Annotated in this window: 11 protein-coding genes; 3 read left to right on the plus strand and 8 right to left on the minus strand. The window is 70.4% G+C overall.

The features are described 5' to 3' along the window. Window positions 1–80 precede the first annotated feature (80 nt). Window positions 81–1,097 (minus strand): GNAT family N-acetyltransferase, encoded by a 1,017-nt coding sequence (locus ACGFH8_RS22140; protein ID WP_393370458.1) that lies wholly within the window; start codon window positions 1,095–1,097, stop codon window positions 81–83. 72 nt (window positions 1,098–1,169) lie between these two features. Then, window positions 1,170–2,597, minus strand: coding sequence for a lytic murein transglycosylase (locus ACGFH8_RS22145; RefSeq protein WP_393369966.1), 1,428 nt, complete (start codon window positions 2,595–2,597; stop codon window positions 1,170–1,172). 36 nt (window positions 2,598–2,633) lie between these two features. Between ACGFH8_RS22145 and ACGFH8_RS22150 the strand changes: the two genes are divergently transcribed. Both ACGFH8_RS22150 and ACGFH8_RS22155 read left to right on the plus strand, forming a co-directional pair. After that, window positions 2,634–2,849 carry a zinc ribbon domain-containing protein gene (locus ACGFH8_RS22150; protein WP_393369969.1) on the plus strand — a complete coding sequence of 72 codons (216 nt, stop codon included), beginning with the start codon at window positions 2,634–2,636 and terminating at the stop codon, window positions 2,847–2,849. A 152-nt stretch (window positions 2,850–3,001) separates the two neighbouring features. After that, window positions 3,002–5,842 carry an ATP-binding protein gene (locus ACGFH8_RS22155; RefSeq protein WP_393369972.1) on the plus strand — a complete coding sequence of 947 codons (2,841 nt, stop codon included), beginning with the start codon at window positions 3,002–3,004 and terminating at the stop codon, window positions 5,840–5,842. Between the two features lie 137 nt (window positions 5,843–5,979). Here ACGFH8_RS22155 and ACGFH8_RS22160 read toward each other — a convergent pair whose 3' ends face one another. Together ACGFH8_RS22160 and ACGFH8_RS22165 are read right to left on the minus strand one after the other, a co-directional pair. After that, complete coding sequence (locus tag ACGFH8_RS22160) at window positions 5,980–6,516, minus strand: phospholipase (protein ID WP_393369975.1); 537 nt, start codon at window positions 6,514–6,516, stop codon at window positions 5,980–5,982. Window positions 6,517–6,696: 180 nt separating this feature from the next. Continuing rightward, entirely contained in the window at window positions 6,697–8,352 is a 1,656-nt protein-coding gene (locus ACGFH8_RS22165; RefSeq protein WP_393369978.1) for a glycoside hydrolase family 10 protein, read from the minus strand. Between the two features lie 200 nt (window positions 8,353–8,552). On the opposite strand from ACGFH8_RS22165, the gene ACGFH8_RS22170 reads away from it, so the two are divergent. After that, on the plus strand, window positions 8,553–10,034 hold the full coding sequence (locus ACGFH8_RS22170) for an amino acid permease (RefSeq protein WP_393369981.1): 1,482 nt from the start codon (window positions 8,553–8,555) through the stop codon (window positions 10,032–10,034). A gap of 49 nt (window positions 10,035–10,083) precedes the next feature. On the opposite strand, the gene ACGFH8_RS22175 is transcribed toward ACGFH8_RS22170, so the two are convergent. Genes ACGFH8_RS22175 through ACGFH8_RS22190 form a run of 4 tightly spaced genes read right to left on the minus strand, consistent with a single transcriptional unit; the run spans window position 10,084 to window position 14,268 of the window. Then, window positions 10,084–11,061, minus strand: coding sequence for a glycoside hydrolase family 43 protein (locus ACGFH8_RS22175; RefSeq protein ID WP_393369984.1), 978 nt, complete (start codon window positions 11,059–11,061; stop codon window positions 10,084–10,086). Window positions 11,062–11,096: 35 nt separating this feature from the next. Further along, complete coding sequence (locus ACGFH8_RS22180) at window positions 11,097–11,954, minus strand: carbohydrate ABC transporter permease (protein WP_393369987.1); 858 nt, start codon at window positions 11,952–11,954, stop codon at window positions 11,097–11,099. Window positions 11,955–11,964: 10 nt separating this feature from the next. Then, complete coding sequence (locus ACGFH8_RS22185) at window positions 11,965–12,930, minus strand: carbohydrate ABC transporter permease (RefSeq protein WP_393369990.1); 966 nt, start codon at window positions 12,928–12,930, stop codon at window positions 11,965–11,967. A gap of 6 nt (window positions 12,931–12,936) precedes the next feature. Further along, a complete protein-coding gene (locus ACGFH8_RS22190) occupies window positions 12,937–14,268 on the minus strand; it encodes an ABC transporter substrate-binding protein (protein ID WP_393369993.1) in 1,332 nt (443 codons plus the stop codon). Window positions 14,269–14,312: the final 44 nt, after the last annotated feature.

Below are 14,312 nucleotides of genomic sequence, written 5' to 3' on the forward strand. Positions count from 1 at the left end.
TGGGTGGATGGGAGTCAACGCACGTTAAGGTGCGCGATGGTCCAGCGTCCATCCCCTAGTGGACAGTTGCGTGAATTCCCTCAGCGCGGCGGATCGAGTCGGTGCACCAGCTCCGCGACGTCGACGCTGTATTCCCACCAGTCCCGGTCGGGCTGGTAGCCCAGCTCGGCGTTGACCTTCAACATCGCCTCGTTGGCCTGCGCGTTCCAGGTCTGTACCTCGATCAGCTCCGGCTCGGCGGAGCGCAGCTCCAGCAGCATCCGGGCCTTGATCGCCCGGTCGATGCCGTAGCCCCGGTGGTCCTGCGCGACGATCGTGTCGTACTGGTCGGCGCGGGTCGGGTGCTGCGCGGGCACCACCACCTCGGTCAGGCCGGCCACCTCGCCGCTCTGCTCGTGCCGGGCAAGCACGATGTACGGTTTCATGCCCCGCCGGTGCAGGGTGTCGAGGCTGTCGCGCAGCCGCTCCGGCTCGTAGGAGCTGGGGCGCAGCTCACCGTCGTCGACGTCGCGCACCTCGGCCTTCGCCCGCGCGTACGCCTCGATCAGGTCGTCCGGTGGCCCACCCGGGAAGAACTCCAGGTGGTAGCCCGCCGCGATGCCGTTGGCCATCTGCGTCAGCTCGGCCCAGTCGACCGCGGTCAGGTCGAGCACGCTGCGCGTCTCCACGTATTCCTTGGTGAAGCCGAGCGACTCGTAGAAGCCGACCGCGGGCGTGTCACCGACCACCTCGACCCCGATCGAACGGAAGCCCTCCTGGTAGACCCGGCGGGCGGCACGCAGGACCAGGTCACGGCCGAGGCCGCCGCGCCGCACGGACGGGTGCACCAGCACCTCGAGCACGCCGATGTCACCGAGGAGCAGCACGTGCACCTGGCCGAGCACCGCGCCCGGATCACCGGGGTCGGTCGGCTCCGCCTGGGCGATCCAGGAGATCCGCCGTTCGCCGGGCATCACCTCGGCGAGGTATTCGCGCAGTGAGGTCTCCCGCCACGGCGGATCCTGCGGCAGATCGGCCGCCAGCACCGCGTTCAGCGTGACCAGCAGCGACGCGATCTCGGCGGACGACGCGGTCCTAGGGTCCCACTCGCGCACCATCACCCGTCTAGCTTGCCGCTAACAGAGGCCGGGGGGAAGTGTCCAGTTCTCCAACGTATCGAGACGATCACTTCACAGGCGGCTGGCCCGTCCGTACCGGTTGGCGGTGTCGTAGACCTCCTGGGCGTACCGCCGTACATCGTTGTAGGACAGGATCGCGTTCCACCAGTCGCCCGGTATGCTCAGGTTGCGACCGCCCTTGCAGAGGTAGTTCCCCGCTGCCAGGGCGGCGTCGTCCAGGTCGTGCGGGTCCTTGATCCCGTCCTTGTCGGCGTCCGCGCCGATCTCCTGCCAGGTGGTCGGGATGAACTGCATCGGCCCGATCGCCCGGTCGAGCGTCGTGTCCCCGTCGAGCACCCCACGGTCGGTGTCGATGATCCGCATCCGGCCGCCGTTGCCGTCCAACGGCAGCCCGATGATCTTCGGTAGAGCCTTGCCGTCCTGCCCCAACCGGGCGCCGTTGGCCGAGCCGTGCCCCGATTCGACCTGCCCGATCGCGGCCAGCGTGGTCCAGCTCAGCGCGCAGCTACGGTTTGTCTGGGCGAGCATCAGCTCGGCGTAGCCGTACGCCTGCATGGCGACGGCCGGAATGTTCACCCTGGCGCTGATTTGCTGAGCCCAGCCAGCCAGGGCGTCCGACGGCCGCCCGCCGACCCCCGGACCGATGCCGGGTCCGGTGGGTAGTCCGCTGGGTAGTCCGCTCGGCAGGCCGCCACTGGGCAACCCGCTGGGCAGTCCGCCGCCCGGTAGCCCGCCACTGGGCAGCGGGCCGGTGGGGACCAGCCCGGTGGGCAGTGGACCGGTGGGCAGGCGGGACGCCGCCCCTGGCGGCACGGTGGGCGTGCCGGAGGCGTCGGCCGAGACCGGGCGGGGTGCGCGGACCGTGGCCGGCACGAGCAGGGCGCCCGCCGCAGCGGTCGCGGCCACAAGCGCCAGCAGGAAGAGGCCGGGCAGGGTGAGCCGACCACTCGGTCGGCCAGCCCAGGCCCGGGTCGCGCGGGCGGCCGAGGTTGCCATCTGGCGCGGCGGCAGCCGAACCGCGTGCGCGAACGGCACCCGCCGTCGCCGGGCGGGGCCGGACGCCGGTACGGGGGACAACTCGTCCACGGTTGTCTTCGCCGGATCCGCGGCGGCCACGATGACGGTCTTCGCGTCGTCGGCGGGCGTGCCGGTCTTCGGGTCGTCGGCCTTGGGGGCCGTTACCTGCGTGTCGGCGCCGCCGTCCGCGACCGGATCGGGCTTTGCCTGGTCCTTCGTGCCGCCGTCGGCCAGACCCACGCCCGAGCCCGGTTCGGACGTGGCAGCGTCGGTCGGGCTGGGTGTGGTCGGCGTACTCGCGGTCCGGCTGCTCAGCCAGGGCCGGCGGGGGCGGGGCACCGCGCGGACCGGGTCGGGCGCGGCTCCCGAGCCTTCAAGTGGCCCGTCCAGCGGCGCGGCCGGTCGTAACGGTTGCACACGCGTGTCGTCCTCGCCGTCCACCACCCGTCGAGTATCACCCATCCTCCGCCGGACGTCAGATCCACGTACCCTGGGTGCATGCCCCGGTACGAGTTCCGCTGCCGCGCCTGCGGCGACACTTTCGAGGTCAACCGTCCAATGGCGGCGGCCGCTGACCCGGCCTCCTGCCCGCAGGGACACGCCGACACGGTCAAGCTGCTCTCCGCGGTCGCGGTCACCGGCCGGGGTGGGGCCGTCGGTGGTGCTACGGCACCCTCCGGTGGTGGGTGCTGCGGAGGCTCCTGCGGCTGCTGATCGGACCAATTCACCGCCACCTGGTGGGCTGGCCTTGCCGTGAGCGGGTCCGAGTGGCACTTTGAGGCGGCATCTGCCCGACCGTTCTTACGATGCGTTACCGCTCGGACTCAGGCAGCATGAACCCGACGTCACGGGCGGAGGTTCCACGCATGTCGCCACGGATCCAGCTCCCGAGCGGTTGGGTGACCTTCGTTTTCACCGATATCGAGGGCTCGACCCGGCTGGCCCAGTTGCTCGGCCCCGACTACCGCCCGGTGCTCGCCGAGCACCGCCGGCTGTTGCGCCGCACGCTGGCCACCACGGGTGGCGCGGAGCTGTTGACCGAGGGCGACTCGTTCTTCCTGGCCTTCCAGGACGCGACGGCGGCGGTGACCGCCTGCCTGACCGCCCAGCGGGCACTGTCCAGCCACGACTGGCCGACAGCCGAGGCCGCACCTCGGGTGCGGATGGGCCTGCACACCGGTTACGCCGAGCCGCGCGACGGCGACTACGCCAGCCCCGAGGTGCACCGGGCTGCCCGGGTGGCTGCCGCGGCGCACGGCGGGCAGGTGCTCTGTTCGGCGCCCACCGCCCGTCGGGCCGAGCCGCTGCCACCAGGTGCGACACTGCTCGATCTCGGTCTGCACCGGCTGCGCGGCTTCGACGACCGGGAACGACTCTTCCAACTGGTCGCGCCGGGCCTGGAGCGGCAGTTCCCGCGCCCGCGCACCGCCGACGCGGTGGCGCACAACCTGCCGACCCAGGTGACGTCGTTCGTCGGTCGGCAGGCCGAGCGCGTCGAGTTGGGCCTGCTGGTGGAGCAACACCGCCTGATCACGGTGCTGGGCGCGGGCGGGGCGGGCAAGACCCGACTCGCGGTGGAGTTGGCAAGCGGGGTCGTCGAGGCGTACCCGGACGGGGTGTGGTTTGTCGACATCGCCGCGGTGACCGACCCGGGGCTGGTGGCGTTCGCGATCGCCGCGGTGCTCGGCCTGCGACCCGAGCCGGGCCGGCCGATGCTGGACACCCTTGTCGAGTACGCGGCCGGTCGCCGCATGCTCGTCGTCCTGGACACCTGTGACACCCAGCCGGCCGCCTGCGCGGAGGTGATCGCCAGGTTGTTGTCCGGCGGCAGGGGCGTGCGGGTGCTGGCGACCAGCCGTGAGTCGTTCAGCCTGCCGGGCGAGGTGGTGTGGCGGATCCCGCCGCTGTCGGTCGACCCGCAGGCCGACGGTGTGGAGAGCGACGCGGTGGCGCTCCTGCTGGACCGTACGGCGGCGGCGCGGGGTGGCCGGCGGCCGGACCCGGCCGAGTCGGCCGACCTTCGGCGGGTGGTGCAGCGGCTGGACGGGTTGCCGCTCGCCATCGAGTTGGCCGCCGCCCGGCTGCGGGTGCTCTCGGTGGGCCAGCTCGCGGAGCGCCTGGACGATGTTCTCGGCACGTTGGACGCCGGCCGGGAGGACCCGGATCCACCACCCGTGGAGCGCGGCTGGTCCGGCAACCAGCAGGACACCGTGGACCTGGTCGCCGCGGCGTCCGGGGCGTCGCCGCCCACCCCGGCGAGCAGGGCGGTGCAGCGGTCGGCCACGGAACGGCACCTCACCATGCAGGCCACGGTCACCTGGTCGTACCGGACGCTGGGGCCTCGGGCCGCCCGCCTGCTGCGCTGGCTGTCGGTCTTCGCCGGCCCGGTGGACCTGGCGACCGTGGAGTGGCTGCTGGGTGACGACCCGCTGGATCCCCTCTCGGTGCTCGTGGACAAGTCGATGGTGCTGGCCGAGCCGCGAGCCACCGGCAGCACCTACCGGATGCTCGACCCGATCCGGGCATACGCGGCGCGGCGGTTGGCCGAGGCGGGTGAGGAGAAGGCCGCCCGGAACCGGCATGTGGCCTGGTCGGCCCATGCGGTGGACCGGGCACACCTGGGTCAGGACGGCCGTCCGGTGACGCTGTCGCTCTATGCCCTCGATCCGCTGGCCGGGGAGGTACGCGCCGCGTTGCGGTGGTGCGCCACCGGCGGCAGCGCCCGTGCCGGTCTCGGTCTGGCCGGCGGCCTGGACCAGTGGTGGCTCGAGCGGGGCCTGGCCCGGGAGGGGCGGCTGTGGCTGTTTCGGTTGTACGGGCGGCTCGCCGAGACGGGTGAGCGGATCCCGGAGGCGGAGCTGGCGGCGGTTTACCACATGCATTCGCTGCACGCCGGCGCGGACGGTGAGTTCGCCGAGGAGCTGCGTTACTCCCAGCGGGCGGAGGCGGCCGCCCGCCAGGCCGGTGATGCCGGGCTGCTGGCCCGGGTGCTCGCCGGCCGGGCCGCACCACTTGTCGACATGGGGCAGTTCGTCGAGGCCGAGCGGGTGTGCCGGGAGGTCATCGACTGGGCGCACGGGCAGGACGTGGTCGGCGAGGCGTTGTTGGCGGTGTTCAGCCTCGCCGAGCTGCTCTGGCGGCGAGGCGCCCTGGCGGAGTCGGCGGACCTGCTGGGGGCGGTCCGCCCGGTGGAGGCGGCCCGTCCGGTGGAGCGGGGCCGGCGGTCGGTGGACATGCTGCTCGGGATGGTCGCGCTGGCCCGGGGCGATGTGATCGCCGCTCACGAGCACCTGCTGGTGGCGCTGCGCTCGCGGATGGGTCATGGCTACCACGGTCGGGCGTGTGACACGTTGAACGCGGTCGCGGTGCGCTGCGCCATCGGCGGGGACCGGTTGACCGCGGCTCGCCTGTTCGGGGCGGCGCAGGCCACCCGGGCGAGCATGCGCGCGACCCCGGGCATCTACGGCGGCTACTGGGCCGAACAGCAGGCCGAACTGCGCGCGCAGTTGGGCGACGCGGTGTTCGACGACGCGTACGGCGAGGGCGCCGAGTTGGGACTGGACGAGGCCGCGGCGCTGGCACTGGACGTGGAACATCCGGACCTGGCCGCCGATTCGACACGCTTCAGCACCGGCCTGTCCCAGCCCACCCCCCGCCACCCCGCCGACCCCGACCGCCACCCCGCAACCCGAACCGAACGCGCCTAACCACCCCCACCCCCGCCCACCCCGCCCACCCCGGCGATCTTGCACTTTCTGTCGTCACGTAACGGTGCCAAAGTGGCAAACCGGCGACAGAAAGTGCAAGATCGCGTGGGCGTGGGCGTGGGCGTGGGCGTGGGCTGTTAGTGGGTTTTGGCGTTGGCTTCGGCTTGGGCCTTTATCTGGGCGGCGCGGTCGATGTCGGCCTGCTGGACGGCTGCCACCGAACCGAAGACGCTGACCGCCTGGTAGTAGGTCCAGGCCAGGCTGTAGCAGGCCGGTCGGACGACGGTGTTGTACGTGGTGCAGACGCGCTTCAGGTCCTCGTAGAAGGCACTGTCCAGGCGGGACTTGTTCGCGGGGAACTGACCGACCGCCTTGTAGTTGCGGTAGCCGAAGTCGTGCCGGTAGCAGCCGAGGCTGAAGGTGAACCCGAGCGGGTTGTCCGGGCTGGACGAGCAGTAGTCGGTGGACCAGGTGAAGTTGTACTCGGCCCAGGGGGCCCGGTTGACCCGGGCGCTGTTCCAGGAGTTGTAGCTGGAGGCGCTGGTCTGCGTCCAACTGGACAGCACGGACAGCTTCTGTGCCGGGGTGACGGCGGCGGCGGGGGAGGCGATGGCGAGAGTGGCGAGCAGCGCGAGCGCGCCCGAGGAGAACAGGGTGGCGAGACGTCGGGGCACGGGTTTACCTCCGCGGGGTGAGCGGGTGGGACGGAAGTTACCGGCGGGTCACCGGATGTCGATCAGTTTCGATCAACTGATCAACTGCTCGGTATGCGCCTCGCCAACCTTTGGTGACATGCGCTCAAACAGACGAATGCCCCGGGCGCGCGGGGCGACCGGGGCATTCGGGAGTACGGGTCAGCGTCCGACGAGTGCCGGCGGGCTGGCCGGGCTCTCGTTGGCCGAGCGGTCCAACGCGGTGAGCTGGTAGGTGTAGCGCCTACCGGGCTCGGCCGAGGTGTCCACCCAGGACTGCGAGCCGCCGGGCGTGGCCCGGACGGTGTCGACCAGGTGCGCGGCGTCCGCCGTGGCGCATCGGCCGGGCAGCGTGAGGCCGTCGAACCGGTAGATCGCGTACGAGGTGGCGGCGCCGAGTGGCCCGACGCCGTCCGCCGGCTGACGCCAGGTGAGCCGAACCCCGTCGCTCTCCCGGGCCGCCCTGGTGACCACCGGGAAGAGCAGCGGCTTGGCCGGCAGGTGCGGCATGGCCGGCACCAGCGCCGGGCGGGAGTAGTGCTCGGCGGCGTAGGTGTCGGTGGCCCCGAGCCGGTTGGCCCGCACCTGGACGGCGGAGAAGTGCACGTTGCCCCGCACCTCCGGGTACGACCGGTTGAGCGTCAGGTGGTCGGACAGTTCGCGCGGGTTCTGCCAGTACGACCCGTACGCCGGGTCGCCGCTCTTGTAGTCGGCCTGACCGATGTAGAGCTGTACGCGGGTGCCGCGCACCGTCTCGGCCCACCACGGCACGAGCCGTGCGTAGTCCGCGGCCGGGTACTGGCCGATGTACCAGTAGAGCTGCGGGACGACGTAGTCGATCCACTCCTGCTTGATCCACTTGCGGGTGTCGGCGGAGATGATGTCGTACGACTGGCTGCCGGTGGTGTCCGAGCCGAGCGGGTCGGCGGCCTTGTTGCGCCAGATGCCGAACGGGCTGACGCCGAACTTCACCCACGGCTTCGCCGCCTTGATCCTGCCGCTCATCTCCTGGACCAGCAGGTTGATGTTGTCCCGTCGCCAGTCGGCCCGGTCGGTGAAGCCCCTGTTGTGCGCGGCGAAGGTGGCGTCGTCGGGCACCTGGTAGGTGCCGCTGGGATAGGGGTAGAAGTAGTCGTCGAAGTGCACTCCGTCGATGTCGTACCGCGTCACCGCGTCCATCATCGCGGTCTGCACGAACTCGCGTACCTCGGGAATGCCGGGGTTGTAGTAGAGCCGGCTGCCGGCCACGCCGGCCGGCGGGTAGGCGAAGGTCCAGTCGGGGTGCTGCCGGGCCGGGTGGCCGGGGGCGAGCTGGGTCAGGTCGGCGCCGGCGCCGCCGGGGGCCGGCATGGAGACGCGGTACGGGTTGAACCAGGCGTGGAACTCCAGGTTGCGCTTGTGCGACTCGTCGACGAGGAAGGCCAGTGGGTCCCAGCCGGGGTCCTGGCCGCGGACGCCGGTCAGGTACTCCGACCAGGGCTCGTACGTCGAGGGCCAGAGCGCGTCGGCGGTGGGTCGGACCTGCACCACGACGGCGTTGTGGTGCAGTCGTTCGGCGAGGTCGAGCAGTTCGGAGTATTCGGCCTGCTGGGCGGCGATCCGGTCCGGGCTGGTCTGGGACGCCTTGCTGGGCCAGTCGATGTTGACGACCGACGAGATCCACATGGCTCGGAACTGTCGCTTCGGCGTGGCCGGGTCGGTGACGCAGGTGGTGGTGGGAGCGGCGGCATCGGTCGCCGCGCTCGCGGGGGTGGCGGTGACAGTCGTGCCGAGCAGGGCTGCGACCAGCCCGGCGACTCCGAGTCGGGTGGCTCTCATGCGGTGTGTCCCTTCGTTGGGGCTCCCGGATGGTTCGCGGCGCGCGGCAAGATTCGCCGCCGATGTCCGCGTTGCTGGTAGAAAATTTTCACAATTTGGCAAGTGCCGCAAGGGTTCGTGGTTGACCAATCGCGTCGCTGGGTAGCAACGGCGGTCACCGGCCGCCACGGAGGTGGTCGCACGGTGGGAGGGGTGACCGGGTGTCCGTGCTGCGCACAAAACCAATCAAGGACGTGATAGCCCAAGGTGAGGCGGACGGCAGCGACGGCAAGCTCGGGCTGAAGAGACGGCTCGGCGCCATCGACCTCACCGGCTTCGGCATCGGCATCGTGATCGGCACCGGCATCTTCACGCTCACCGGAATCGAGGCCCGGGACAGCGCCGGACCGGGCGTGGTGATCTCCTTCGCCATCGCCGGCGTGGTCGCCCTGCTCGCCGCCCTCTGCTACGCCGAGCTGGCCTCCAGCGTGCCGACGGCCGGCAGCGCCTACACCTACGCGTACGCCACGATGGGCGAGATCGTCGCCTGGATCATCGGCTGGGACCTGCTGCTGGAGTTCGCGCTCGGCGCGGCGGTGGTGGCCCGCGGCTGGTCCGGCTACCTCGCCGAACTGCTCGACCTGCCGACCCGGTGGTTCGGTGAGGAGGGCAGCACCGTCAACATCGGCGCGATCGCGATCGTGCTGATCCTGGGCATCGTGGGGATCATCGGCATCCGGGAATCCGCCCGGGTCACCAACCTGCTGGTGCTGGTCAAGGTGGCGATCTGCGTGTTCGTGGTGGTCGCCGGCCTGTTCTTCGTCAAGGCCTCGAACCTCAGCCCGTTCATCCCGGCGGCCGAGCCCGCCGGCAGTGGTGACGACGGCATCAAGCAGCCGGTCACGCAGGCGCTCTTCGGGTTGGAGCCGTCGGTCTTCGGCTTCGTCGGGGTGCTCAGCGCCGCCGCCGTGGTCTTCTTCGCGTACACCGGCTTCGAGGCCGTGGCCAACCTGGGCGAGGAGACGCGCAAGCCCAAGCGGGACCTCACGCTGGGTCTGCTCGGCACGTTGCTGATCTCCACCGTGCTCTACATCGGCGTCTCTCTCGTGGTCGTCGGCATGGTGCCGTACACCGAGATCGACCGCGGCGCCCCCATCGCGTCGGCGTTCGAGTCGGTGGGTGCCGGCTGGGCGGCGACGCTCGTCTCCATCGCCGCCGTCGCGGGCCTGACGAGCGTCATCCTGGTCGACCTGGTGGCCATGGGCCGGATCGGCTTCGCCATCGCCCGGGACGGGCTGATCCCGCCGTCGATCGCGGCGGTGCACCCGCGCTGGGGCACCCCGTACCGGATCTCGGCGATCATGACGGTGGCGGTCGCGCTGCTGGCCGGCTTCCTGCCGCTGTCGGCGCTCGCCGACCTGGTCAGCATCGGCGCGCTCTGCGCGTTCGTGCTGGTGTCGATCGCGGTGCCGATCCTGCGCCGCAAGCGGCCGGACCTGGAGCGGCCGTTCCGGGTGCCGTTCTCCCCGGTGCTGCCGATCGTCTCGGCGCTGGCCTGCTTCTACCTGATGCTCAACCTGTCGGTGGAGACCTGGCTGCGGTTCCTGGCCTGGATGCTGCTCGGCGGGATCATCTACTTCGGCTACGGCTACCGCCGCAACCGGCTGGCCCGGCACGAACCGGCGGTCGCCCCGGATGCGTGAGATCCGCTGAAGGGCCCCCGCGGGATCGCGGGGGCCCTTCAGCGACGGTTCAGGGGCGAGGCTGCGACGTGGCGGTCGGACCCTTGACCACGGGCTTGCCGTCGACCCAGGTCACCTCGTCGAGCCAGACCTGTCGGCCCGGGTCGGTGCTGCCCTCCTGGCCGGGCGGCCAGGCGTGGTACAGCAGCCACGTCCGGCCGTCCTTCACGACAATCGAGGCGTGGCCGGGGCCCGAGGCGGCCTCGGTGCTCTTCAGGATCGGGTTCTCGGCGGCCTTCACACACGGGCCGGTGGGGCTCTCGCAGACCGCGTAGCCCTCGGCGTACTCGGCCCGGTCGTAGGCGTTGGCCGCGAAGAAGAGGAGCAGCCGACCGTCCTGGCGGTGGAAGAACGGCCCCTCGATCAGGGTGCCCTCCCACGGCTCGGTCTGCTTGAGCAGCTTCGTCGGCTCGCCGACGAGGGTCAACCCGTCGTCCGCGAGGCGCTGCGACCAGAGCCAGGTGTCCACCCCGATGGCATTGCCGTCGTTCTTCCACAGCAGCCACAGGCTGCCGTCGGTGTCCCGGAACGGGCTGGCGTCGATCGCACCGCCCAGGTCGGCCTGGCAGATCAGTGGGCCGTCCGCGTCGTCCGAGTACGGCCCCTGCGGCGCGCTGGCCACCGCCCGCCCGACGCACTGCCGGCCCGACTCCCGGCCGGCGACCGTGTAGTAGAGCGCGAACCGGTCCGGCCCCAACTGGATGACCTCCGGTGCCCAGGTCTTGCCGGCGTCCGCCCAGTCCGGCAGCGTCGGCAGGGCATCCTCTGCCTCGGACCAGTCGACCAGGTTCGACGAGGTGCGGACCGGGACGTTGCGTCCGTCGGCGTTGGTGTGGAACAGGTACCAGGTGTCACCCACCTGGATCGCCTGCGGGTCCGGGGCGTCGGTCTGCACGATTGGGTTGGTGAACATGCGGCTCCCACTGCTCGTGTCGATGGGCTCGTCGTCGGCGCAGCCGCCGACGAGCAGTGCGGCGGTGATGACCATCGCCGCCGCACCACCTCGCCGGAGGTTCCCGGCCGTCATCCCTTCAGACCGCTGCGGGAGACGCCCTGGATGATGTGCCGCTGGGCCAGCACGAAGAGGATCAGCACGGGCACGCTGGCCAGCACCGCGCCCGCCATGATCACCGGGTAGTCGGTGACGTACGAGCCCTGGAGCAGGCCCAGGCCCGGCGGCAGGGTGAGCTTCTCCGGGCTGAACAGCACGAAGATCGGCCAGAGGAAGTCGTTCCAGTTGGTGAGGAACGACAGCACGGCCAGGGTGGCCAGCGCCGGCTTGGACAGCGGCAGCACCACCTTGTAGAAGATCTGCCACTGGTTGGCGCCGTCGAGCGTGGCGGCCTCCTCCAGCTCGTTCGGCAGGGAGAGGAAGAACTGCCGCAGGAAGAAGACCCCGAACGCGCTCGCCGCGCCGGGCACGACCACCACGGCGACGGTGTCGATCCAGTTGAGCTGGTCGACGATCAGGAAGTTCGGAATGATCAACGAGGTCGGCGGGATGAACAGCGTCCCGACGATCAGGGCGAAGGTCACCCCACGCCCCCGGAACCGCAGCCGGGCCAGGGAGTACGCGGCCATCGAGGCGGTCACCAGCACCAGCAGCGAGTGCAGCGTGGCGGCCACCATGCTGTTGAGGAACCACCGCAGCACCGGGTTCGCCGAGTTGTTGAGGATCTGCTCGTAGCCGTAACCCGCGAGCGGGTTCGGCAGCCAACTCGGGGGGATCTCCTGCGCGGCCGTGTAGGTCTTCAGCGAGGTGATGACCATCCACACGAGCGGGACCAGGAAGACCAGGGTCAGCGCGACAAGGATGGCGTAGAGCCCGACCCGGCGCAGCCCCGATCCGGAGCCGTTCGTGGTCGGCGTGGGCGTCGTCATGGCGATCCCCTCAGTCTTCCTTGTAGCGGAAGAGGCGGAAGTTGGCGATGCTCACGACCGCCAGCAGCAGGGCGAACACGATGCTCATCGCGGCGGCGCGACCGGCGTTGTTGTTCCGCAGGCCCTCCTCGACGATGAACCACACCACCGTGCGGGTCTCCGTGCCGGGCGTCCCCTGGGTGATCAGGAACGACTGGCCGAACATGTTCGCCGAGGCGAGCACCGTCGTCGTGATCACGAAGAGCAGCACCGGGCGCAACCCGGGCAGTGTGACGTTGCGGAAGCGCTGCCACGCGCTGGCCCCGTCCATCCGGGCCGCCTCGTACAACTCCGGCGAGATGTCCTGCAGCCCGGCCAGGTAGATCACCGCGTTGAAGCCGGAGGTCCACCACACGGTCACCCCGACCAGCGAGATCCACGCCCACGGCATGTTCGTCACCCAGGGCGTGTCCGACGGCAACCCGACCACGCCGAGGAGCCGGTTGACCAGGCCCAGGTTGGCGTCGAGCAGGAACCGCCAGAGCAGGCCGATCACCGCGACGCCCAGCACGTACGGCGCGAAGTAGACCGCCCGGAAGAACGTCCGCCCCGGGAAGGAGCGGTTGAGCAGCAGGGCCAACCCCAGCGGTACGACCACCAGCAGCGGCACCGACAGCACCGTGAAGATCGCGGTGGCGCGGATGCTCTGCCACCAGTCGCCGTACACGGCGGAGTCGCTGGAGAAGAGCTGCTTGTAGTTGTCCAACCCGACGAACGGCCGGTTGGGCAGCTGGAAGTCCCACTGGTGCACGCTCAGCCAGAGCCCGAGGACGATCGGCAACAGGCCGAAGACCCCGAACAGGATCAGGTACGGGGCAAGGAACAGGTATGGCGTCGCCCGTCTGGTCCGACCCGCCGAAGCGGTCCGGCGGGCTGCGTTGGCCGCCGGGGGCGGCGCGTCACCGCGCGCCGCCCCGACCTCGATCACGTCCGCCACTGGTGATCAGCTCCCGTACTTCTTGCGGTTTTCCTCGAGCTGCTTGTTGGCCTTGGCCACGCCCTCGTCGAGCGCCTGCTGGGGCGTCTTCTTGCCGAGCGCGGCCACGTTGAACGAGTCGTAGAAGGTCTTGATGACCTCGCCGAGGCCCGGAGTCGCCGGCGGGAACGCCGCGTACTCCAGTTCGGGGGCGAGCGCCGAGATCTCCGGCAGCGCCTTGAACTCGGCGCTCTCCCGGACGTCCTTACGGGCCGGGATCTGGCCGCCCTTGGCCCAGTCCAGCGAGTGCTGGCTCAGCCAGTTGATGAAGACCTTCGCGCCGGAGACCTTGTTGGCGTTGTTGGCCCGCTGCTTCACGATCGTGAAGTTGTGCGAGTTGGCCCAGGCCGCCGGCTTGCTGCCGAGCTGGGGGAGCGGGGCGACACCCCACTGCACCTCGGGGCTCTTCTTCAGATCGTTGATCTGCCAGATGCCGTTGAAGGTGAAGGCGTTCTTGCCGCTCTTGAACGCCAGGTACTCGGCGTCCTGACCGACGTTCGCCGGCGAGTGGCCCTGCTTGATCATGTCGACGAGCCAGGTGCACGCCTCGACCGCCGGGCCGGAGTTGAACGTGGCCTTGGCCACCTCGGCGTCGAAGAGGCTGCCACCCCACTGGTTGAGCAGGGAGTAGAACGTCATGCCGCCGGTGAACTGGAACGGGCTGATCCAGAAGCCCTGCACGCCCGACTTCTTGAACTCGGCGAGTGCCGCCGTGAAGTCGTCCTTGGTGGTCGGCGGCTTGTTCGGGTCCAGGCCGGCCTTCTGCATGACGGCCTTGTTGTAGTAGAAGCCCAGCGGGTGCATGTCCAGCGGGATGCCGTACCGCTTGTTGTTGTAGAGCCCGCCCTGCCACACCGTGGGCGCGAAGTCCGCCTCGGAGAGCTCCAGGTTCTTGGCCACGTCGTCCAGCTCGCTGATCACGCCGCGGGCGGCGAAGGTGGCGAGCTGGTCCATGTGCATGACCGCGATGTCCGGGCCGTTGCCGCTGGAGGCCGCGCCGGGGAGCTTGTTGTAGTAGTCCTCCCACTGGTACGTGGCCACCGACACGGCGATGTTCGGGTGCTCGGTGTTGAACTGGTTGACGAGCGCCTTGAAGATGTCCCCGTCGCCGCCGGTGAAGCCGTTCCACAGCTTCAGGTCGACCTTGGGACCGGTGTACTCCTTGCCGCCGTTGCCGGTGGCCGGCCCGGAGGCGTTGTCATCGCCGCCGCCGCAACCCGCGAGGGTCAGCGAGGCCGCGGCGCCGAGTCCGAGACCGAGGCCGAGCAGGCGCCGCCGGCTCATGTCGTTCTGGATCATGCTTTATCTCTCCTTGAGGGGGGACGGTATGAATTGTGCCTGCT

This window comes from Micromonospora sp. NPDC049175 (assembly GCF_043197345.1).
Lineage (GTDB): Bacteria > Actinomycetota > Actinomycetes > Mycobacteriales > Micromonosporaceae > Micromonospora.

Excerpts from the sequence above, each read along its gene's own strand:
- ACGFH8_RS22180 (WP_393369987.1), bottom strand. The coding sequence starts at position 11,954 with ATGACGACGCCCACGCCGACCACGAACGGCTCCGGATCGGGGCTGCGC.
- ACGFH8_RS22145 (WP_393369966.1), bottom strand. The coding sequence starts at position 2,597 with ATGGGTGATACTCGACGGGTGGTGGACGGCGAGGACGACACGCGTGTG.
- ACGFH8_RS22175 (WP_393369984.1), bottom strand. The coding sequence starts at position 11,061 with ATGGTCATCACCGCCGCACTGCTCGTCGGCGGCTGCGCCGACGACGAG.
- ACGFH8_RS22150 (WP_393369969.1), top strand. The coding sequence starts at position 2,634 with ATGCCCCGGTACGAGTTCCGCTGCCGCGCCTGCGGCGACACTTTCGAG.
- ACGFH8_RS22140 (WP_393370458.1), bottom strand. The coding sequence starts at position 1,097 with ATGGTGCGCGAGTGGGACCCTAGGACCGCGTCGTCCGCCGAGATCGCG.
- ACGFH8_RS22155 (WP_393369972.1), top strand. The coding sequence starts at position 3,002 with ATGTCGCCACGGATCCAGCTCCCGAGCGGTTGGGTGACCTTCGTTTTC.
- ACGFH8_RS22165 (WP_393369978.1), bottom strand. The coding sequence starts at position 8,352 with ATGAGAGCCACCCGACTCGGAGTCGCCGGGCTGGTCGCAGCCCTGCTC.
- ACGFH8_RS22190 (WP_393369993.1), bottom strand. The coding sequence starts at position 14,268 with ATGATCCAGAACGACATGAGCCGGCGGCGCCTGCTCGGCCTCGGTCTC.